Origin of the sequence: Stenotrophomonas sp. (assembly GCF_032061965.1) — a bacterium.
GTDB lineage: Bacteria > Pseudomonadota > Gammaproteobacteria > Xanthomonadales > Xanthomonadaceae > Stenotrophomonas.
The window spans coordinates 149,292-170,585 of the sequence record NZ_DAMBEF010000006.1; the positions used below are offsets into that span (position 1 = coordinate 149,292).

Here is a 21,294-nt window from a genome sequence, read left to right on the forward strand (position 1 = left end):
CATGAAGATCCTTGCCCGTTCCCTGCTGCTTGTCGCCCTGGTGTCCTCGCCGGTGGTGTGGGCCGCCGATACAGCGCCGGCGCGCGCCAGCCACCCGGATGGCGCCGCCATCGCCAGTGGCCATTCGCTGGCAACCCAGGCCGGCATGGAGATCCTGGGCAAGGGCGGCAACGCGTTCGACGCGGCCGTGGCGGTGTCCTCGACATTGGCGGTGGTTGAGCCGATCAGTTCGGGCCTGGGCGGCGGCGGTTTCTTCCTGCTGCATGATGCCAAGACCGGCAAGGACCTGATGCTGGATGCGCGCGAAACCGCGCCGGAATCCGCCACGCCCGAGGCCTTCCTCGACAAGAAGGGCGACCTTGACCGCGATCGTTCGGTCAACGGCCCGTGGTCGGCCGGCATCCCCGGGTTGCCGGCGGCGCTGGTGAAGCTGGCGCGCGAACATGGCCGCCTGCCGCTGACCGACTCGTTGGCCCCGGCGATCCGCGTCGCCACCGATGGCTTCCCGGTATACGCACGCATGGCGCGCGGTTATGAATCGCGGCGTGAAGTAATGGAGCGCTACCCGGGGACGCGCGAGGTGTACCTGCGCAATGGCAAGCCCATTGCCGAAGGCGATATCTTCAAGCAGCCGGAGCTGGCGCACACCCTGCAACTGTTGGCCAGCAATGGCTTTGACGGCTTCTATCGCGGCGAAACCGGGCGCAAGTTGCTTGCTGGCGTGAAGCAGGCCGGGGGCCGCTGGACGGCCGAGGAGCTGGCTGGTTACACGGTCAAGACCCGCGAGCCCATCGTTTTCAACTACCGCGACTGGAAGATCACCACCGCCTCGCCGCCGTCCTCCGGCGGCATCGCCTTGGCGTCGATGCTGCAGATTCTGGAAGGTTGGGATATCAACACGATGGATGAAGCCCACCGCACCCACCTAGTGGTGGAGGCGATGCGCCGCGCCTATCGTGATCGCACCTTCTTCCTGGGTGACCCCGATTTCGTCGATATCCCGCAGAAGGTGCTCACCAGCCGCGATTACGCGCAGGGACTGCGCGCCACCATCCATCCGGAGAAGGCTACGCCGAGCGACCTGTTGTCGGGCAACCCGACGCCGCTGGAAGACGACGAGACCACCCACTTCTCCATCATTGACGGTGAGGGCAATCGCGTTGGGGGTACGCAGACGGTGAACCTGCTGTACGGATCCGGCTTGATTCCAGCCGGCACCGGCGTGCTGTTGAACAATGAGATGGACGACTTCGCGCTCAAGCCGGGTACTCCGAATGCGTTCGGCGTGATGGGCTACGCGGCCAACGCGCCAAAGACGGGAAAGCGCATGCTCAGCTCGATGACGCCGACCTTCATGGAGAACGCCGACAAGGTGATCGTGATTGGTACCCCGGGCGGCAGCCGCATCATCACCATGGTGCTGCTGGGTATCCTCGGTTACGACGCCGGCCTGGATGCACAGCAGGTTGCGGCCTTGCCGCGCTACCACCACCAGTGGTTGCCGGACGAGATCTCCGCTGAAACTGGTGCGTTCTCGCCGGAGGTGGTCAAGCAACTGCAGGCGATGGGGCACAAGATCGACCTGCCAGGCGATGCCGCCGCCGGTGGCCGCGGCTCCAGCCACGTGTGGGGCAACCTGCAGACCGTGGAATGGAACCGCAGTACCAATACCCTCAGCGGCGGAAGTGACCCGCGCAACCCGGTGGGAAGTGCCGAGGTTGGGAAACCCGGCAAGCAGGAGTGAGTTGATAAACCCCGCTACGGCGGGGTTTTTTTTAATCGCGCAACGGGTTCCGGATGTTGTGGCTGCAGCTTTCTGTCCGCAGACCTCAATCGATTATTCCTGTCCGCTGTTCGTCCGCGTCATTGCTGAGCCGGTAGGAACAAGCGCAGGTGGCAATGGGCAGCGGCTGCTGCAAAGTGGGCACGGCTTCGGATGCGATCGAGGAGAATATGATGGGGTTCGGACTGCCAGATTGCCCTGTCCATTGCGTCAATATTTCGGCGCTGCGGCATTGCGAATATTTAACGTGGCCCGGTTAGAATTTTTCATATGAAACTATGGTCAATCCGCGGTAACTCGCAAAAGCTTGATGGCGGCGCAATGTTCGGCAATGCGCCCAAGGCCCTCTGGGAAAAATGGTCGCCCTCGGACGACCGCAATCGGATCGAGCTGGCGTGCCGGGCGCTGCTTGCCAGCCCGCTTGCTGGCAAGACGGTGCTTTTCGAAACAGGCATCGGCGCCTTCTTCGAGCCGAAATTGCGCGAGCGCTTTGGCGTGCAGGAACCGCAGCACGTGCTGATGGACTCACTGCGACTGGCGGGCTTTGAGCACGAAGATATCGACGTGGTGGTGCTCAGCCATCTGCATTTTGATCACGCAGGCGGTTTGCTGGCGCCATGGTCGGAAGGGCGTGAGCCGGAGTTGCTGTTCCCGAATGCGACTTTCGTTGTCGGTGCTGCGCATTGGGAGCGGGCCAAGCATCCGCATCCGCGTGACCGTGCCAGTTTCATACCGGAACTGCCGGGGCTGCTGGAGGCCAGTGGTCGCCTGGAAATCGTATCGGGTCCGTATTCCAAGGTGCTGGGCGAGGCGGTGCGTTTCAGCTTCAGCGACGGCCATACGCCGGGTTTGATGCTGGCCGAGATTGTCGGGCCCGAGCAGGTGGGTGACCAGCCGCGTGGTGGCGTCGTGTTCTGCGCCGATCTGATCCCGGGACGCTCCTGGGTGCATGTGCCGATCACCATGGGCTACGACCGCAATGCCGAGCTGTTGATCGACGAAAAACGTGCCTTCCTCGAAGACAAGTTGGCGCGCAACGTGCATCTGTTCTTCACCCATGACCCCGAATGCGCCATGGCCCAGGTTGTGCGTGACGACAAGGGGCGGTTCGGCACCGCCCATGAGGTCAGCGAGTTGAAAGCCAGGACCCTGGCCGCATGAGACCGTAGTGCCGAGCCATGCTCGGCAGGGACGTCGTCACCACCGCGCTCAGGGGCCGCAAGGCTTGCTATCAAAAAAACAGGCGCCAACGGCGCCTGTTTGCATTCGGATAGCCGCGCCGGCCGGCTCAACCCACCCGCGTACCAAAGATGCGGTCACCGGCATCGCCGAGACCCGGCAGGATGTAGCCCTTCTCATTCAGTCGCTCATCAATGGCGGCGGTATAAACCTCCACGTCCGGGTGCACGGCCTCAAGCGCTTTCAGCCCTTCAGGCGCGGCGACCAGGAAAATGCCCTTGATACGACGGGCGCCGGCGCGCTTGAGCATGTCGATGGTGGCGATCAAGGTGCCGCCGGTGGCCAGCATCGGGTCGAGAATCAGCGCGTCGCGCTCTTCCAGGCGCCCGGTCAGGCGCTCGAAATAGGGCACCGGCTGGAGGGTTTCCTCGTCGCGTTGTAGGCCAACCACGCTTACGCGCGCCGCCGGAATCAGTGACAGGACGCCGCTGAGCATGCCCAGGCCGGCGCGCAGGATGGGTACCACGGTGATCTTGGCGCCAGCAATGCGCTGCACCTGGACCGGGCCGGCCCAGCCTGCCTGGGTGTGGCTTTCGGTCTCCAGGTTGGCGGTCGCCTCATAGGCCAACAAGGTGCCCAACTCATTGACTACCTCACGAAAATCCTTGGTGCTCATTGCGGCGTCGCGCAGCAGGCCGATTTTGTGTTGAACCAACGGGTGGCGGACTTCGACGATTTTCATGGTGGCTTACGGCAGGGGAGAGCGCACAGTTTGCCGCAGCCGCTGTGTACCCGGCCAGTATGTGACTGAAATATTCCAGTCCCGCCGCTGTCATGGACATGCAACTGTACGGACATACCTTGCTGACCCATCTTTTACATGGATCGGGGGCTGTAGTGCGCAAGAGTGTCTTGGTGGTGGCGGTGACAACCGCGGTGGCCTGCATGGCCGCCGTTCCGGCGCAGGCGCAACAGGCGGCACCGGACGGTAGTGCTGCCGTCGTGGCCAGCGGGGCCGCGGCAGCGGTCGACCTGGAGCGCATCGAGGTGCGTGCCCAGCGCGAGGCACAGATCCGCGCGGTCGAGCTCAAGCGCGATGCCAACGGCGTGCAGGATGCGGTTGCATCCGACTCGATGGGCGACTACCCGGATCTGAACGTCGCCGAGTCGCTGCAACGCCTGCCAGGCGTCAGCGTCACCCGCGACCAGGGCGAAGGCCGCTTCGTCGTGATCCGTGGCCTGGATGCGGCCTTGAACAGCGTCAGCATCGACGGCATCGCCATTGGCACGCCGGAGGATTCTTCCCGCGCGGCCCCGTTGGACGTCATTCCTTCTGAATCCACCGAGCGCCTGCGCGTGATCAAGGCGGCGACGCCGGATATGCCAGGTGACGCCATCGGTGGCGCGGTGGTGGTGGAATCGGCCTCCGCTTTTGATCGTGACGGGCGCTCGCTGAAGGGCAAACTGGAAGGCAGCCACCAGGAGCTGTCCGGTGAAACCAGCCCGAAGGCCGCGTTCAACTACAGCGAAGTATTCGGCGGCACCTTCGGCGTGGCGCTGGGCGTGAATTACCAGAAGCGTACGTTCGAATCCGACAACACTGAAGTCGAGTACGACACTTTCGATGGTGGCGCCGATGATGATCTTGTCGCTGTCGACCTGCAGCACCGCAAGTACACCATCGAGCGTGAGCGCACCGGGGCCAACCTGAATTTCGACTGGCGTCCGGACGAGGACAACCGCTATTACCTGCGCACTCTCTACAGTCAGTTCGATGACGCTGAGACTCGCCAGCGCACGATCTTCGGCCTTGGGGACGGTGAGATTTCGGCCCTGGTTGGCGGTCGTTACCAGGTGGATGACTTGCCTGCCGATGCCATCAGCAAGCGCATGCGCTACCGCACCAAGGAAGAGAACACCTTCGCGGCAAGCTTGGGTGGCGAGAACCGTCTCAGCAGCGCGGTGCTGGACTATCGGGTGGGTTACACCAAGACCCGCGAGCGGGTAAACGACGAGATGGAGGCGCGCTTCGATTACGACGGTGCCGACCTGTCGGCAACGCTTGACCAGAACAGCGGCATCCCCGGCCTGAGCCTGAGCGACAGCGGTTGGATGGACAATGGCAACTATGCCTTCGATCGCGTGGTGCTGTCGCCCAAGCAGATCGACGACAGCGAGCGCAGCGCACAGGTCAATATCCGCTTTGATGGCGACAAGGCCAGCTACAAGTTTGGCGTGCTGGGCCGCTGGCGCGAGCGTGATGTGAATGTCGATGAAGTCGAGCTGCGCAGCGGCCCGGATGTCGACCTGTCCGGCTGGAACGGCAAGACCCTGGATCACCGTGGCGGCAGCCTGGGTCAAGGCATGAGCTCGGCGGCGATGCGCGCGTGGTGGGCTGCCAATGGTGGCCAGTACAGCGCGAGATCCGGCGACGTCGCTGGCAACATGATGACCTCGCTGGAAGAGGACTATGTTGCCAACGAGGACATCCTGGCGGCCTATGCGATGGGCACCTGGGATATCGGTGCACTCCGTGTGATCGGTGGTGTACGCGTGGAAAACACCCAATTCAATGCCACGGGCAATGATGTGGATGTCGCGGCGGATGGGGAAACCGTCACCGTGACGCCACGTACGGCCAACAACAGCTACACCAGCGTCCTGCCAGGGCTGCACCTGCGCTACGACACCAACAATGATTGGGTGCTGCGCGGTTCGGTCAACAAGACCGTGGCGCGGCCTTCGTTTGGCGACGTATCCCCGCGCCTTGCGGTAAATCGTGACGACGAAGAGGCCCGTATCGGCAACCCGAACCTGGACCCCTACGAATCCACCAACCTGGATTTCTCGTTCGAGCGCTATCTGGGTGAGAGCGGCATCATCTCCCTCGGCCTGTTCCACAAGTCCATCGACGGCTACATCGTGGAGACGGTGACCAAGAATGATCCCGAGTACCCGGATTTCGAGGTCACCCGTTCAATCAATGGCGACAAGGCCAAGGTGTTCGGCGCGGAATTCAACTGGCAGCAGCAGCTGAGTTTTCTCCCGGGCGCATGGTCCGGGCTGCTGGTGGGTGCCAGCGGCACCTGGTTGGATACCGACTTTGATCCGGGTATCGCCGATCGCGAGAACGACGATTTCACCTTGCCGCGCGCATCCAAGAACATCTATAGCGCGCATATCGGCTACGAATGGGGTGGCCTCAGCACGCGTCTTGCCGGTGTCTACCGCAGCGAATACCTGGATACCATCGGTGACAGCCGCGCTTTTGATATTTACGTCGCGCCGCATACGCAGCTCGATTTCAGCCTGGACTACAAGGTGAGCAAGAACGTGAGTCTGTACCTGGAGGCCTCCAACCTGTTGGACGAGCCGCTGGAGTTGTACCAGGGCGTGCGTTCCCGCACGCTGCAGAACGAGGAATACGGCCGCACCTACGCCGTCGGCGTGAAGGTGGCACTGTGAGGGCCGCGCTGCTTTGCGCCGCTGTCGCACTTGGATTGAGCGCCTGCCAGCCGGCACCGAAACCTTCGACGCCGCCGTCCGCTGCCGATCTGGCCGAGGGCGCCACCGCGGCACCCGCCAAGCGGATTGCCGAAGCCTTCCTTACCCCGATGACGCCGGCCGACAACATCGACTCGCCTGCCAGTTGGCGCGGCGCTGACGGCCAGGTGTGGCTGATTGCCACCGCCAAGGCCACCGACAAGCTGGTGGTCTATGACGGCCAGACCGGCAAGCACCTGCGTGATGTCGGCAGCACCGGTACTGCGCCGGGACAGTTTGATCGTCCCAATGGCATCGCGGTGCAGGGCGATCTGCTGTTCATCGTTGAACGCGACAACCATCGCGTGCAGGTGCTGCAGTTGCCTGACTTCAGGCCCCTGGGCGTGTTCGCCGGAAGTGATCTGCGCAAGCCATACGGCCTGTGGGTGAACCCGCAACAGGGTGGCTACGATGTGTATGTCACCGATTCGTACGACGACGGTGAGGACGCTGCCGGCAACGACATCCTGCCTGCGCTGGAGCGCTTGAACGAACGCGTGCGCCGCTACCACGTCACTGTCGACAGCAGCGCGGTAACGGCCACGTTGGTACGCAGCATCGGCGACAGCTCTCCAAAGGGTGCGCTGCGCGTGGTCGAGTCGATCTGGGGCGACCCGGCCAATGACCGTCTGTTGATTGCCGAGGAAGATGAAACCTACGCCAGCGAATTCAAGGTCTACAACCTGGCCGGTGATTTCAGTGGCGAGACCTTCGGTCGCGGTCTGTTCAAGGCCCAGGCCGAGGGCGTGATGCTTCGCACCTGCGGTGAGGGCGGCTGGTGGATCACCACGGAACAGGGCAAGGACCGCAGCACCTTCCATCTGTTTGACCGCAAGACCTTGGCGCCGGTGGGGTCATTCCATGGCAATACGGTCGCCAATACCGATGGCATCTGGAACAGCCAGCAGGTGTCGGCACGCTTCCCGCAAGGCGCGTTGTATGCCGTGCACGACGACCAGGGTGTGGTTGCATTCGATTGGCGTGATATCGCTCGCGCTCTGTCACTGCCGCAGGACTGCACGAAGTGAGGTTGCAGGGGTTGAGGCCAGGGCTGCTGTTGGCGGCCCTGTTGGGCGCAGCTGGGACGGTGGGGGCCGTTCCAGCTGCCGAGCCCAATACGCAGGTGCCAGCAGGCAGCCTTCACTATGCCGCCAGCGGCTTCCCTGATCGGATCGTGGCGTCGCCGGCGCAGGATGCGGGCACTGGCTTTGCCGTTGCCTGGCGAACCGCGCCACTGGCGCAGCCACCCTTGCTGGAAGTAACCGAGGCCGGTGATTCCCCGGACATGGGCCAGGTGCGCCAAGTGCAGGCCAGCAGCCAAGCGCTGCACTCGGAGAACGGTGACAGCCAGCATCATCACGCGCGTATTGATGGGCTGCAGCCGGATACCTTGTATGCCTATCGCGTGCAGGGGCAGGGCACCTGGGGCGCGTGGCAACACTTCCGCACCGCTGCCGCTGCCGGGCAGCCACTGACCGTGCTGTATTTCGGAGATACCCAGAACAAGAACCTCAGCCATGTCAGCCGGGTGATCCGCCAAGGCTGGCAGACGGCGCCGGATGCACGCCTGGCACTTTTTGCCGGGGACCTTGTCAGCGGGGGCGATGGCGAGGACGACAACGAGTGGGGCGAGTGGTTCGCTGCAGGTGGCTGGTTGCTGCCCGGCATGGCGGTGGCGCCGGCGGCTGGCAATCACGAGTACTTCGAGGAGTTCGAGGACACGCCGCAGGAACGTCGCGTACTCGGCAAGCATTGGCCGGTGACGTTTGCGCTGCCGGCCAACGGCGCCGAAGCGGCTGCCCGTACCAGTTACTGGTTCGATTACCAAGGGTTGCGCGTAGCGGTGCTGGACGGCACCTCGGCGCTCGATCTTGGTACCGCCAAAGCACAGGCCGACTGGCTGGATGGGGTGCTGGCAGGCAGCTCGCAGCCCTGGAACATCGTGGTGGTGCACCAGCCGCTGTATCCGCTGCGTGCCGAGCGGGACACCTCAGTGCTGGCCAGTGAGATCCGCCCGGTCCTGCAGCGGCACAAGGTGGATCTGGTGCTGCAGGGGCATGATCACACCTATGGCCGCCGTGCCGATGAGGACGCTGCGTTGCCGCAGTACATTTCGTCCGTCGCAGGCCCAAAACAGTATCGGCTGTCGGCACAGGCACGCGCGACGATGAAGCCCACCGCCGAGGATACGCAGTTGTTCCAGGTGCTGCGCCTGGATGACAAAGCGCTGCGTTACGAGGCACGCACGGCGACCGGACGGCTGTATGACGCGTTCCAGATCCGGCGTGATGGGCAGGGGGCGAAGCATTTCAGTGAGATCAGCGAAGGGCGCATCCCGCAGCGCGATTGCCCCCGCCCGGTGTCACCCAAGGGGCGCGACGACCGGTGCTGGGAGTGAGTGCATGAAGCGAGCGCAAGCGCTGCTTTGCGGTGGATTGCTGATGATGGCAGCGTCGTTTGCGGTGGCTGGGGAGCTGCTGCATCCGTTCGATCTGCCGCAACCGGCCAATGCCCCGGACGAGGCGTTGCTGGTGGTGGAAATTCCAGCGGGGGGAGCCATCAAGTACGAGCTGGGCGAGCACGGTGAACTGCGCGTGGACCGGTTCCTGTCGATGCCGGTTGCGTATCCGGCCAACTACGGTTCGATGCCGCAGACCCTGGCCGGTGATGGCGACCCGCTGGACGCGCTGGTGCTGACGCGGCTCCCCATCCAGCCCGGTGCGACTGTGCGGTTCCGGCCATTGGGGGTGCTGCGCATGGTGGACAAGGGTGAGGCCGATGAGAAGATCATCGGTGTGCCGGTGGATGCGGTGGATCCGACCTACACCGCGGTGCGAAGCCTGGAACACCTGCCAGCCATGGAGAAGCAGCGCATCGAAGCCTTCTTCCGCACCTACAAGCAACTGCCGGGTGCTGCCGACATCACGCTCAATGGTTGGGGTGGCGCCGAGGAGGCGCGCCAGGTCGTACGTCAGGCATTGCTGCGCTATCGACCCGGGCAGCCGGCGCGCTGAACTGCGGGCCGGCTTCACGACGTGAATGGCCACGACGCTTATACTCCGGCGGGTTGGTTCCGCAGCGTCGGCCTGGGGGTGCCTCAGCGGTATCCACCAACAAGACGCGTTGAGAAGTAATGACCTGCCTGCCGACAAGGGGACGTCGGGCGATCACGACGGGCCGCCACGCCAATGGCGCGGTGGCCCAATCACGGAGGATTGTCATGCGCATGATGGGGAAGAAACTGGGCAAGGCCGCGTTGATGGCCGTGTTGGTCGCAATGGCCGGGGCAGCGCTTGCTGCGCCGCCGTTGGAGGAAGAAATCGTCAACCCCAGCGAAGTACTTTTCGACGGTGGCCAAGCCTATGTCGATGCCGGTGGCGGCCAACTCGAGCGGCTGCACAGCCGCACGCAGGGCGGCGAAACCGTGTATTACCGATTGGTCCGTTACGACAACGAGTTCGGCTACGTCGATGATGCGGGCACCCCGGCCCTGGCATTGACCTCACGGCCAAGCGCCGACGAAGGCCTGACCCCTTATCGCTACCATGGCGCGGGCCATCTCTATCGGCCGGACTTCTACAACAGCCCGTACAACCGTGATGCCCGCCAGCGTTATTCCGGCCCGGGCTATTTCGGCAGCTGCAGTCGCTATGACGGCTGCCGGGAAGTGCAGATCGTGCCGGTCTGGCCTTATCTGCGCGGTTACTGAAGCAACCGCGCCAGGGGTGGCGGTGCTGTCTGGCACCGCCATGCTCGCCTGATCAGGCGCTCAGCGCCTCGACCACCCGCAGTTTGGGGTGGGCTTTCGACCGTTCCTGGTACTCCTGCTCGATGTCTGCCAGCCGTTTGGCGTTCGGGCATTGCAGCAGCATGTAGTTGGCGTCGAAATTCAGCTTGGCGACCAGGAAATCAATGAACACCCGGACCTTGGGTGATACCAGCTTGCCGCCGGCGAACACCGCGTTGAAGTCATAGTCCGGGCCGGTCCAGCCGGGCAATACCTGACGCACCAACCCGGATTCGACGTAGGGCTTGGCCATCACGTCGCTGCTGAGCATCAGGCCTTCACCGGCGACCAGGGCCGCGTTCAGGGCGGAAGGGTCGTTGACCACCACCAACGGATTGACTGGGAACTCGCGCATCTCGCCGCCGGCCTCGGCCAACGGCCAGGTGAAGCGGTGGTTGGGGGCGTGATAGGCCTTGCGAACCGCCAGCGTGCGGTGCTGCTGCAACTCGTCGGGATGCTGTGGCTCGCCATGCAAGGCCAGGTAGGTTGGGCTGGCAAAGACCTGGGTGCGCAAGGTGCCAAGCTTGCGCGCGATCAGATTGGAGTCGGGCAGGGGGCCAACCCGCAGCGCCATGTCCACTTCACCGGAGATCAGGTCAAGGGTTTCGTTGCCCAGGTGCATGTCCAATCGGATCTCGGGGTATTGGGCCTGGAACTGGCCCAGCAATGGGGCAATCCAGGTCGTGCCCACCGAATACGGCACGGTGAAGCGCAACCAGCCGCGTGGGCCGGACTGCAGCTGGCTGACGGCACTCTCGGCCTGCTCCAGTTCGCGTGCGATACGTTGGCAATGCTCGTAATACACCGTTCCAGCTTCGGTGAGTCCCAGGCGCCGCGTGGTCCGGTGCAGGAGGCGGGCGCCCAAGCGTGTTTCCAGTTCCTGCACTTTGCGGCTGACCGTGGTCTTGGGTTGGCCAAGTTGCCGTGCGGCACCGGTGAAACTGCCTTGTTCGACGACTTTTACAAAGATCAGGGTGTCGTTCAGATCGTTGGCCATGGGGGGAGCCCTAGCGGCAGCGGAATTGTGCCGGCGACGGGATGATTATTCCCTTGAATTCGTACTAATCAAGTATGGATTTGATCTCTACCTTAGTGGCCTGTCCTTTAAACGGATAAGCAGCCATGCGTCTGCCCTCCCAGCCCCTCTTCTCCGGCTCACGCCGCGAACCCAGCTATCGCAACGCTTTGCCATCACCATCGGTCTGCAATCGGTTGAATACATTGCGGTTTTCAGGCATCGACGAAGTGACGGTTGGCGCCGCTGTCGGCGCCACGCGCCCGCGGCAGGTACGGCGGTTGTGGCAAGTGCTGGGTCAGTTTGTCCCAGCTGTGGTCCAAAAATTTCCGCAAGCGGGACAGTGGCCGGCGCGGTTCGCAGCACTTTTCGCGTTCGACGGACGGTCCTGGCGCAGGTTGCCGCGGCATAAGCCGCCGCGATGCTGACGCCGGGACCCGTGTCGTCTTTTTCAAAACCCTTATTACCTCCCCCATGGAGCATGCAATGAAAGGTATTTCCCCTTCCCCCAAGCTGCGCCGCGCTGCGCTGACCGGCGTTTCGGTGCTGGCGATGGCGGTGCTCGTCGCCTGCAGCGGTGGCCACGCCGAAAATACCGCCGCGCCTGCGCCGGAGGTCAGCGTGGCGCCGGTGCTGGTCAAGCCGATTTCCCAGTGGGACGAGTTCAGCGGCCGCGTTGAGGCGGTAGAGAGTGTTGAGCTGCGGCCGCGTGTGTCCGGCTACATCGACAAGGTCAACTACGTTGAAGGGCAGGAGGTCAGGAAGGGCGACGTCCTGTTCACCATCGATGCGCGCAGCTACCAGGCCGAGTTCAATCGTGCGCAGGCGGAGTTGAACCGCGCGCGCACCCAGGCAGGCCTTGCCCGCAGTGAATCCGAACGTGCGCGTCGCCTGGCCGAACAGCAGGCCATCGCTGCGGAAACGACCGAGCAGCGCCGCGCCAGTGCCGACCAGGCTGGCGCACAGGTGCAAGCGGCACAGGCCGCGCTTGACGCAGCCCGCCTCAATCTTGAGTTCACCAAGGTACGTGCACCGATCAATGGCCGCGCCGGCCGCGCGATGGTCACCGCGGGCAATCTGGTCACCGCCGGTGATGCGGCCAGCGTGTTGACCACATTGGTCTCGCTGGACACGGTGCACGTCTACTTCGATGCCGATGAGTCGACGTTCCTGCGCTATGCGCAGATGGCGCGCGACGGCGAACGTCCGAGCGAGCGCGACCAGGCCCTGCCGGTGAAGGTCGGGCTGAGCGGCGAGGATGGATTCCCGCATGAAGGCAAGGTCGACTTCCTCGACAACCAGGTTGCGCGCAGCACCGGCACCATCCGCGTGCGTGCGCTGCTGGACAACGCCGATCGCCAGTTCACCCCGGGCTTGTTTGCGCGCGTGCGGTTGCTGGGCAGCGGCCAGTTCCAGGCGGTGCTGATCGACGACAAGGCGGTGCTGACGGATCAGGACCGCAAGTATGTCTATGTGCTGGACAAGGACAGCAAGGCGCAGCGACGCGATGTCCAGCTCGGTCGCAATGCCGATGGCCTGCGCATCATCGCGCAGGGACTGGTTGCCGGCGACAAGGTCATCGTCGATGGCGTGCAGAAGGTCTTCATGCCCGGCATGCCGGTGCAGGCCAAGGCGGTTGCGATGCAGCGCGTGGCTGCCGCACCCGCAGCACAGCGCGTAAGCAGCATCAACTAAACCGCTTCATAGGTTCCACCGGCGGGGTTGCCGGCCGCTTGTCTGCTCCCGGATCGGGGGCGGACAGGACGGTTGCAACCCGGCGCCAGCATTCCCCAAGGAATTCCCATGGACTTTTCACGCTTTTTCATCGACAGGCCGATCTTCGCGGCGGTGTTGTCGATCATGATCTTCGCCGCAGGCCTGGTGGCGATTCCATCGCTTCCCATCGGCGAGTACCCGGACGTCGTACCGCCATCGGTGGTCGTGCGCACCGTGTATCCGGGCGCCAACCCGAAGGTGATCGCTGAGACCGTAGCCACGCCGTTGGAAGAGGCCATCAACGGCGTAGAGGGCATGATGTACCTCAAGTCGGTGGCCGGTTCGGATGGCGTGCTGCAGATGACGATCACCTTTCGTCCAGGCACGGACCCGGACGATGCGGCGGTCAAGGTACAGAACCGGGTGGCGCAGGCGCTTGCACGCCTGCCTGAGGACGTAAAGCGACAGGGCGTCACTACCCAGAAGCAGTCGCCGACCTTCCTGATGGTCGTGCACCTGACCTCGCCCAAGGGCAGCTACGACACCTTGTATCTGCGCAACTACGCGCGCTTGCACGTGAAGGATGCGCTGGCTCGGATTCAGGGCGTGGGTGATGCACAGGTCTTCGGTGGTGGCGACTACGCCATGCGTGCGTGGCTGGATCCGGACCAGGTCGCCGCGCGCGGGCTGACTGCCAGCGATGTGGTGCGCGCCATTCGCGAGCAGAACGTGCAGGTATCGGCTGGCCAGCTCGGTGCCGAGCCGATGCCCAATAGCCAGTTCCTGACCTTGATCAACGCGCAGGGACGTTTGCGCAGTGAACAGGAGTTCGCTGACATCGTGTTGAAGAGTGGTGGTGATGGCGAAGTGGTACGCCTGTCGGATGTGGCCCGCGTTGAATTGGGTGCCGGTGACTACACCTTGCGTTCGCAGCTGGATGGCAAGAACGCAGTTGGCATCGGCATCTTCCAGTCGCCGGGCGCAAACGCTCTGGACATCCGCGATGCCGTCATCGGCACCATGGACGAACTGCAGAAGCAGTTTCCCTCGGATGTGAAGTATGCGGCGGTATACGACACTACCATCTTCGTGCGTGACTCGGTGAAGGCGGTTGTTTCCACGCTGCTGGAGGCGATCGCGCTGGTGGTCCTGGTGGTCATCCTGTTCCTGCAGACCTGGCGCGCATCGATCATTCCGCTGATCGCGGTGCCGGTGTCGGTTGTCGGTACCTTTGCTGCCTTGTACTTGCTTGGCTTCTCGATAAATACCCTGAGCCTGTTCGGTCTGGTGTTGGCCATCGGCATCGTGGTCGACGACGCCATCGTCGTGGTGGAAAACGTCGAACGCAATATCGAGGAGGGTTTGTCGCCCACGGCCGCAGCGCATCAGGCCATGAAGGAAGTGTCGGGTCCCATCGTCGCCATCGCGCTGGTGCTGTGTGCCGTGTTCGTGCCGATGGCATTCCTGTCGGGTGTCACCGGGCAGTTCTACAAGCAGTTCGCGGTGACCATCGCCATTTCCACGGTGATCTCGGCGATCAACTCCCTGACCCTGTCGCCGGCCCTGGCGGCGCGTTTGCTGAAGCCGCACGGTGCACCCAAGGATGGTCCCAGCCGCTTGATCGACAAGCTGTTCGGCTGGGTGTTCCGTCCGTTCAACCGGTTCTTCAAGACAAGCTCGGAAAAGTACGAGCGTGGGGTGGCGAGCATTCTTGGTCGCCGCGGCGCGGTGTTCGTGGTGTATGCGGTGCTGCTGGTTGGTACGGGCTTCATCTTCAAGCTGGTGCCGCCGGGATTCATCCCGACCCAGGACAAGCTGTACCTGATCGCAGGCGTCAAGCTGCCGGAAGGTTCCTCGATCGCGCGGACCGATGAAATGCTGCGCAAGGTGGCCAAGATCGCGCAGGAAACCGAAGGGGTGGCACACACCATTTCCTTCCCGGGTCTGAATGCACTGCAGTTCACCAATACGCCGAACACGGGTGTGGCGTTCATTCCGCTCAAGCCTTTCAACGAGCGCCATGGGCGCACCGCTGCGCAGATCAATGCCGAGATCAATCAGAAGATCGCCGGCCTGCAGGAAGGCTTCGCGTTCGCGATGATGCCGCCGCCGATCCTGGGCTTGGGTAACGGCAACGGCTACCAGATGTTCATCGAGGATCGCGGCAACCTTGGCTACGGTGCGTTGCAGAGTGCCGTGCAGGCCATGCAGGGGGCAGTGGTGCAGACGCCGGGCATGGCCTATCCGATCACCAGCTACCAGGCCAATGTGCCGCAGCTGGACGCAGAAGTGGATCGCGTCAAGGCCAAGGCACAGGGAGTGCAGCTGACCGAGTTGTTCGACACTCTGCAGACGTACCTGGGCTCGGCCTATATCAACGACTTCAACCAGTTTGGCCGTACCTGGCAGGTGATCGCCCAGGCCGATGGTCAGTTCCGCGACAGTGTGGAGGATATCGGCAAGCTGCGTACCCGCAATGATCGGGGCGAAATGGTGCCGATCGGTTCGATGGTGACCATCAAGGAAACCTACGGCCCTGACCCGGTGCTGCGCTTCAACGGCTACCCGGCGGCTGACCTGGCCGGCGAGGCTGACCCGCGCATGCTGTCCTCGGCGCAGGCGATGACCAAGTTGACCGAGATCGCGGGCCAGGTGCTGCCGGCGGGGATGGTTACCGAGTGGACGGACTTGAGCTATCAGCAGGCAACCCAGGGGAAGGCCGCCTTCATCGTGTTTCCGGTGGCGATCCTGCTCGCTTTCCTGGTGCTGGCTGCACTGTATGAAAGCTGGTCGCTGCCTTTGGCGGTGATCCTGATCGTGCCGATGACCTTGTTGTCTGCCTTGTTCGGCGTGTGGTTGACCGGTGGTGACAACAATGTGTTCGTGCAGGTAGGCCTGGTGGTACTGATGGGTCTGGCGTGCAAGAACGCGATCCTCATCGTCGAGTTCGCCCGCGAGTTGGAAATGGGCGGCAAGGGCATCGTTGAGGCCGCGCTGGAGGCCTGTCGCCTGCGTTTGCGGCCGATCGTGATGACCTCGATCGCGTTTATCGCCGGCACGGTCCCGCTGGTGATGTCGCATGGCGCAGGTGCCGAGGTGCGCTCGGTCACGGGCATCACGGTGTTCGCCGGCATGCTGGGGGTGACGCTGTTCGGGCTGTTCCTGACCCCGGTGTTCTACGTGGCGCTGCGCAAGTTCGTGTCCCGCAATGGCGGCGGCAAGCTGGTGCAGCACGGCGAGCCGACTGTCCATCACTGAGTACGGGTAATCACGGTGGGGCGGGGCTGCATTGCTCCGCACTCCACCAGAAGCCACCGTGCTGCGGAAGCAGCGGTGGCAGGTGAATCCTCTGCTTCGACCTCCAAAGAAAGGAATTTGAAATGAACTCCGACAACAGCAGGATTGCACTTGTAACGGGTGCGACCCGCGGCATCGGTCTGGAAACGGTACGCCAGCTCGCAGCGGCAGGTATTCGCACATTGCTTGCCGGGCGCGATATCGCCACCGCGACGACCCAGGCAGAAGCGTTGCAGTCAGAAGGCCTGCCGGTCGAGCCGATCCAGTTGGACGTAAATGATGCCGATAGCATCGCCATTGCCGTGGAGCAGGTGAGTGACCGGTTTGGTCGGCTGGATATCCTGATCAACAACGCCGGAATATTTCTGGACAATCAGCGGCAAGGCGCGACCGGGCAGTCGATGCAGGTATGGCGAGATACGTTCAATACCAATCTGCTGGCGGTGGTGGAAGTCACCCTTGCCTTCCTGCCATTGCTCCGCAATGCCCCAGCAGCACGCATCGTCAATCTATCCAGCATCCTGGCCTCGCTAAGCTTGCACACGCGACCCGGATCGATGATTCACGGTGTACTTGTTCCTGCGTACAGTGCGTCCAAGGCGGCGCTCAATTCGTGGACAGTGCAGTTGGCGCACGAACTCCGCAACAGCCCAATAAAAGTTAATGCCGTGCATCCGGGTTCCGTCAGGACAGACATGAACAAGGGCAGGGGCGAGCTCGACGTCGCCGAAGGGGCACGGTCCTCCGTTGCGATGGCACTTATTGGTGAGGACGGACCCAATGGAAGCTTCAATCACCTCGGGGAGTCGCTGCCATGGTGATGCGCCTGCTCCCGATCGCTGTCGCAACGACGTTGCTGACCGGTTGCATCACCGTTGGCCCGAACTACAAGGCGCCGGCGGTTGCGCCGGTGCAGTTGCAGGGCGCTGCAACGGATGCCTTCTCTGAGGCTTCGCCGGTTGCCAACTGGTGGACGCAGTTCGATGATCCTGTGCTGGAGCAACTGGTGCACGATGCGCTGGGTGGCAACCTGGATCTGCAGGTCGCCATGTCGCGTGTGCGTGCAGCCCGAGCGGTGTTCACCGAGAAACGCCTGGATCAGTTGCCACACGTTACCGCCGGCGGCAGCCAGGATCGACGCAAGCAGCCAGAGGCGACTGCCGGCGGCGAGCGCCTCTATAGCGAGACATACCAGTTGGGGTTTGATGCCGGTTGGGAGCTGGACCTGTTTGGCAGGCAGCGGCGCGCGGCGGAGGCAGCCAGGGCAGACCTGGGTGCCGAGCGTGACAGCCTGGCCGATGCGCAGGTAATGGTGGCGGCCGAAGTTGCGCGCAATTACTTCGAGTTGCGTGGCTCGCAGAAGCGCATCGCGGTGGCGCGGCAGACATTGCTCAACCTGCGCGATACCCAGCGCTTGACCGAGACCCGCCTGGAGCTGGGGGCCGGCAGCGAACTGGACGTGCAGAGCAGCCGAGCGCGTTTGAAGGCTATCGAAGCGGATATTCCACTGCTTGAGGTGGCCGAGGTGCAGTCGAGGCATCGCTTGGCGGTGCTGTTGGGGCAGCGTCCCGGCAGTTTGGACGCGTTGTTGCAACCACGTGAAGTGCCCGCGTTTGCGAAGGCCTTGCCGCTGGGCGACACCAGCGACCTGCTGCGCAGGCGTGCCGATGTGCGCATGGCAGAGCGCCGACTTGCCGCAGCAACGGCGCGGGTAGGTGTGGCAACAGCGGATCTGTTCCCGCGCATCAGCCTCAGCGGCTTCGTTGGCTTTCTCGGTGGTGACGCAAATGGCCTGGTCAACGGCAACAACAAAGCGTGGTCGCTGACCCCGTCGATAAGCTGGGCTGCGTTCGATTTCGGCACGGTCCGGGCCCGCCTGCGCGCCAGCAAGGCGCAGGCCGATGGGGCCGCCGCCGAATATGAGAAGGCCGTGTTGCTTGCGTTGGAAGATACCGAGAACGCTTTGACCCGCTATGCCAAGGAACAGGCACGCCTGGCCATCGTTGTCGAGCAGGCAAGTGCGGCGCATCGTGCAGCGGAACTGGCGCAGATCCAGTACCGGGAGGGCTCGGAGGATTTCCTGGCCTTGCTTGATGCTCAGCGCAACCAACTGGTAGCGGACGACGCATTGGTGCAGGCGCAGGCAGCCGTCAACGTGGGGGTGGTGTCGGTGTACAAGGCATTGGGTGGCGATCAGTTACAGCAGCCGGCATCGCCTGTCGCCATGCGTCGCCAGGGCCCGGGGTGATGTGCGCATCGGCTCTCGGTGTCGGTGGCCAGGGCGTGTGATCGCAAGCCAATGCATGAAAAGAAAGGGCGGCCAATGGCCGCCCTTTCTTCAGGTCTCCACGTAACTCAGGCTGCGTCAGCCTGCTCGCGACGCGGGCCTTCAGCCAAGGCACGGCCGACCATGTTGACCAGCAGGTCCAGCTCTTCCTCGTCCATGCCGAAATGCGGGGTGAAGCGCAGCGAATTTTCTCCGCCGTGGATCACGTTGACACCGTGCATGCGCAGCCATTCTTCGGTCGAGTTCGCACCGTAGCACTTGAACTGCGGCGCCAGTTCGCACGAGAACAGCAGCCCGGTTCCTTGCACCTTGGTGATCAGGCCACCGAGCTTGTTCTTCAGTGCCTCAAGTTTCTGCACGGCCTGTTCGCCACGCAGCCGGATGTTCTGGCGGACGTCGGGTGACAGGCGGGCGAGGGTGGCGCAGGCCACGTCCAGGGCGCGCGGATTGGTGGTCATGGTGTTGCCATACACGCCCTTGCGGTAGAGCTTGGCCGCATGTTCGGTCACGGCCAGTACCGACAGCGGGAACTGCGCGCCGTTCAATGCCTTGGAATAGGTTTCCATGTCCGGCGGGTCCAGCGTCTCGTAGCCGGGGTAGTCGACGAAAGACAGGGTGCCGTGCACGCGCAACGCGGCCTGGATGGAGTCGATCAGCAACAGGCTGCCATGTTCGCGGGTGAGCTCGCGGGCGACCTTGTAGAAGGATGCCGGCACCGCGCGGCCGGGATCGCCTTCGCCCATCACCGGCTCAAGGAAAATCGCCTCGATGAACCAGTTGTTGGCCTTGGCATCGGCAAACACCTTGCGTAGCGCAGCTTCGTCATAGGGCGGGATGGTGATGACGCTATTCTCGCCACGGTAACTGGCCAGGTGCTGGTCATACGACTTGCGGCTGGAATCGGAGTACAGCGCCGGTCGGTCGGTGCGGCCGTGGAAGCTGCCTTTGATCACGACGCGTTTGATGGCGGCACCCGCATGCGGGGCGCCCGGGTCGGTCTGCAGCTTGGCGTTGATGTCGACGATACGGGCGGCCAGACCCACGGCTTCGGAGCCGGAGTTCAAACACATGAAATGCGAGAACGGGCAGCCGCCGCGGCTGTGGCCGATTTCCTTGCGCATGGCCTGCACGAAGCGGCGCTGGGCCAGGCTCGGGGTCATGATGTTGGCCATCACCTGCGGCTTGGCCGCGGCCGCCATCACGTCGGCCGGGGTGTGACCGAAGCCAAGCATGCCGTAGCCACCCGCGTCGTAAAGCACGGCGCCCTTCAGCGACACCACCCAGGGACCGCAGGCGGCCAAGGCGATGTAGGGGACTACCGCGTCATCGGCATAGAAATTGACGAAGCCGGCCTGCATGGCATCGATCTGGTCCTTCTCGTCCAGATCCAGCAGGTCCGAGGCCTCTGGCTTGATCCGCTCATATTCGCTGGCGGCAGCGGCGATGGCGGCAACCAGGTCCGGATGAGCAGCGGCAAGGCGCTCGACGCTGGCGTCATCCAGACCTTGGGTCAGGCGACTGCCGGCGTGCGCGCGAAGCGGGGTGAGGGGGCCTAGTACGGTCATGCTCATCTCCAGAAGTTTCTTGTATATACCCATTATCTGGAGATTCTGGTCATATGGCAGATGTGATCTGTGCAGTTTTTGGGGTATTTTCGTCGAATCGCCGGAATGGATTTGCAAAGTGAAGATTTCAGCTGCCGATGAGCGCCTTTTGTCCGTGCTGCGCGAGGATGCGCGGGCATCCACCGCACAGATCGCCCGGCGGCTGGGCTTGTCGCGTACCACGGTGCAAAGCCGGATCGATCGCCTGGAGCAGCAGGGGATCATTGCGGGCTATACGGTGCGCACACACGAGGACTACGAGCAGGGGCAGGTGCGGGCACATGTGCTGATCACGGTGTTGCCCAAGAAAATGCCGGCGGTGGTCAAGGCGCTGCGCGACATCGCCGAGGTGCGCTCGTTGCACTCGGTCAGCGGCAACCACGACCTGATTGCGATGGTAGTGGTCGGTGGGGTCAGCGAGATGGATCTGGTGACGGATGCGATAGGTGCGTTGGACGGGGTGGAGCGGACAACCAGCGCGATCATTCTTTCGACCAAGTTCGAACGTTGAGGCAGGACAGGTTCGCGATGCGGTTGATTTTCTGTTTTTGAGTTTTCAGCTGTTTTCCCGAGCAGGCAGGAGTCGCTCTGGCGTTGGGCTTGGCGCCTTTTTTGGATCTGCTGGTGTGCTGCTGTGCTGCCGTCAGTCTTGTATTTGAATTTTCAGCCGTCATTCCCGCCTGCGCGGGAATGACGCCTGAGAGGCAGGGCGGAGGGCTGAGGCCGAGTCAAGGTCAAGGTCAAGGTCAAAGTCAAAGGCAGAGTCAGAGTCAGAGCGATTCCCGCCTATGCGGGAATGACGGCTGAGAAGCGGGGCGGAGGGCTGAAGCCGAGTCAAGGTCAAGGTCAAGGTCAAGGTCAAAGGCAGAGTCAGAGTCAGAGTCAGAGTCAGAGTCAGAGCGATTCCCGCCTGCGCGGGAATGACGGCTGAGAAGCAGGGCGGAGGGCTGAGTCCGAGTCAAGGTCCAAGCCAGAGCCAAAGCCAAAGCCAAAGCCAAAGCCAAAGCCAAAGCGATTCCCGCCTGCGCGGAATGACGGCTGAGAAGCAGGGCGGAGGGCTGAGTCCGAGTCAAGGTCCAAGCC

At 63.1% G+C, this 21,294-nt stretch carries 15 protein-coding genes; 12 read left to right on the forward strand and 3 right to left on the reverse strand.

Going from position 1 to position 21,294, the window contains the following annotated elements; translation table 11 throughout:
- The first annotated feature begins 1 nt into the window (after position 1).
- The gene (ggt, locus tag RT460_RS05135; protein ID WP_313317560.1) at positions 2 to 1,744 is read left to right on the forward strand and encodes a gamma-glutamyltransferase; all 1,743 of its coding nucleotides are present in this window, start codon (positions 2 to 4) and stop codon (positions 1,742 to 1,744) included.
- 309 nt (positions 1,745 to 2,053) lie between these two features.
- Positions 2,054 to 2,944, forward strand: coding sequence for an MBL fold metallo-hydrolase (locus tag RT460_RS05140; RefSeq protein WP_313317561.1), 891 nt, complete (start codon positions 2,054 to 2,056; stop codon positions 2,942 to 2,944).
- Positions 2,945 to 3,071: 127 nt separating this feature from the next.
- Here RT460_RS05140 and upp read toward each other — a convergent pair whose 3' ends face one another.
- Positions 3,072 to 3,704, reverse strand: a complete 633-nt coding sequence (upp, locus tag RT460_RS05145; protein WP_313317562.1) for a uracil phosphoribosyltransferase — start codon at positions 3,702 to 3,704, stop codon at positions 3,072 to 3,074.
- A gap of 203 nt (positions 3,705 to 3,907) precedes the next feature.
- Here upp and RT460_RS05150 point away from each other — a divergent pair, with 203 nt between their 5' ends.
- From RT460_RS05150 to RT460_RS05170, 5 genes are all read left to right on the forward strand, one after another.
- Positions 3,908 to 6,427: a TonB-dependent receptor gene (locus RT460_RS05150; RefSeq protein ID WP_313317577.1), complete on the forward strand. Its 2,520-nt coding sequence runs from the start codon at positions 3,908 to 3,910 to the stop codon at positions 6,425 to 6,427.
- An 89-nt stretch (positions 6,428 to 6,516) separates the two neighbouring features.
- Complete coding sequence (locus RT460_RS05155) at positions 6,517 to 7,533, forward strand: phytase (RefSeq protein WP_313317578.1); 1,017 nt, start codon at positions 6,517 to 6,519, stop codon at positions 7,531 to 7,533.
- 23 nt (positions 7,534 to 7,556) lie between these two features.
- On the forward strand, positions 7,557 to 8,903 hold the full coding sequence (locus tag RT460_RS05160) for an FN3 domain-containing metallophosphoesterase family protein (protein ID WP_313317579.1): 1,347 nt from the start codon (positions 7,557 to 7,559) through the stop codon (positions 8,901 to 8,903).
- A 4-nt stretch (positions 8,904 to 8,907) separates the two neighbouring features.
- Positions 8,908 to 9,519, forward strand: coding sequence for an inorganic diphosphatase (locus RT460_RS05165; protein ID WP_313317563.1), 612 nt, complete (start codon positions 8,908 to 8,910; stop codon positions 9,517 to 9,519).
- 245 nt (positions 9,520 to 9,764) lie between these two features.
- Positions 9,765 to 10,214 carry a hypothetical protein gene (locus tag RT460_RS05170; protein WP_313317580.1) on the forward strand — a complete coding sequence of 150 codons (450 nt, stop codon included), beginning with the start codon at positions 9,765 to 9,767 and terminating at the stop codon, positions 10,212 to 10,214.
- Between the two features lie 52 nt (positions 10,215 to 10,266).
- Here RT460_RS05170 and RT460_RS05175 read toward each other — a convergent pair whose 3' ends face one another.
- Positions 10,267 to 11,289 carry a LysR substrate-binding domain-containing protein gene (locus RT460_RS05175; protein WP_313317564.1) on the reverse strand — a complete coding sequence of 341 codons (1,023 nt, stop codon included), beginning with the start codon at positions 11,287 to 11,289 and terminating at the stop codon, positions 10,267 to 10,269.
- Between the two features lie 504 nt (positions 11,290 to 11,793).
- Here RT460_RS05175 and RT460_RS05180 point away from each other — a divergent pair.
- The 4 genes from RT460_RS05180 (at position 11,794) to RT460_RS05195 (ending at position 18,568) form a co-directional block, all read left to right on the forward strand.
- A complete protein-coding gene (locus tag RT460_RS05180) occupies positions 11,794 to 13,002 on the forward strand; it encodes an efflux RND transporter periplasmic adaptor subunit (protein WP_313317565.1) in 1,209 nt (402 codons plus the stop codon).
- Positions 13,003 to 13,110: 108 nt separating this feature from the next.
- Entirely contained in the window at positions 13,111 to 16,281 is a 3,171-nt protein-coding gene (locus tag RT460_RS05185; protein ID WP_313317566.1) for a multidrug efflux RND transporter permease subunit, read from the forward strand.
- Positions 16,282 to 16,403: 122 nt separating this feature from the next.
- Entirely contained in the window at positions 16,404 to 17,141 is a 738-nt protein-coding gene (locus RT460_RS05190) for an SDR family oxidoreductase (protein WP_313317567.1), read from the forward strand.
- Positions 17,135 to 18,568 (forward strand): efflux transporter outer membrane subunit, encoded by a 1,434-nt coding sequence (locus RT460_RS05195; RefSeq protein ID WP_313317568.1) that lies wholly within the window; start codon positions 17,135 to 17,137, stop codon positions 18,566 to 18,568. The genes RT460_RS05190 and RT460_RS05195 overlap by 7 nt, the downstream gene beginning before the upstream one ends.
- A gap of 107 nt (positions 18,569 to 18,675) precedes the next feature.
- On the opposite strand, the gene RT460_RS05200 is transcribed toward RT460_RS05195, so the two are convergent.
- On the reverse strand, positions 18,676 to 20,172 hold the full coding sequence (locus RT460_RS05200; protein ID WP_313317569.1) for an aminotransferase class III-fold pyridoxal phosphate-dependent enzyme: 1,497 nt from the start codon (positions 20,170 to 20,172) through the stop codon (positions 18,676 to 18,678).
- 118 nt (positions 20,173 to 20,290) lie between these two features.
- Here RT460_RS05200 and RT460_RS05205 point away from each other — a divergent pair, with 118 nt between their 5' ends.
- Positions 20,291 to 20,722: an Lrp/AsnC family transcriptional regulator gene (locus RT460_RS05205; RefSeq protein ID WP_313317570.1), complete on the forward strand. Its 432-nt coding sequence runs from the start codon at positions 20,291 to 20,293 to the stop codon at positions 20,720 to 20,722.
- The last annotated feature ends 572 nt before the right edge of the window (positions 20,723 to 21,294 follow it).

Bases quoted from the DNA above. Each gene is read 5' to 3' on its own strand.
- RT460_RS05200 (WP_313317569.1), bottom strand. From the start codon at position 20,172: ATGACCGTACTAGGCCCCCTCACCCCGCTTCGCGCGCACGCCGGCAGT.
- RT460_RS05140 (WP_313317561.1), top strand. From the start codon at position 2,054: ATGAAACTATGGTCAATCCGCGGTAACTCGCAAAAGCTTGATGGCGGC.
- RT460_RS05175 (WP_313317564.1), bottom strand. From the start codon at position 11,289: ATGGCCAACGATCTGAACGACACCCTGATCTTTGTAAAAGTCGTCGAA.
- RT460_RS05170 (WP_313317580.1), top strand. From the start codon at position 9,765: ATGGCCGTGTTGGTCGCAATGGCCGGGGCAGCGCTTGCTGCGCCGCCG.
- RT460_RS05195 (WP_313317568.1), top strand. From the start codon at position 17,135: ATGGTGATGCGCCTGCTCCCGATCGCTGTCGCAACGACGTTGCTGACC.
- RT460_RS05165 (WP_313317563.1), top strand. From the start codon at position 8,908: ATGAAGCGAGCGCAAGCGCTGCTTTGCGGTGGATTGCTGATGATGGCA.
- RT460_RS05180 (WP_313317565.1), top strand. From the start codon at position 11,794: ATGAAAGGTATTTCCCCTTCCCCCAAGCTGCGCCGCGCTGCGCTGACC.
- RT460_RS05150 (WP_313317577.1), top strand. From the start codon at position 3,908: ATGGCCGCCGTTCCGGCGCAGGCGCAACAGGCGGCACCGGACGGTAGT.
- ggt (WP_313317560.1), top strand. From the start codon at position 2: ATGAAGATCCTTGCCCGTTCCCTGCTGCTTGTCGCCCTGGTGTCCTCG.
- upp (WP_313317562.1), bottom strand. From the start codon at position 3,704: ATGAAAATCGTCGAAGTCCGCCACCCGTTGGTTCAACACAAAATCGGC.
- RT460_RS05190 (WP_313317567.1), top strand. From the start codon at position 16,404: ATGAACTCCGACAACAGCAGGATTGCACTTGTAACGGGTGCGACCCGC.
- RT460_RS05185 (WP_313317566.1), top strand. From the start codon at position 13,111: ATGGACTTTTCACGCTTTTTCATCGACAGGCCGATCTTCGCGGCGGTG.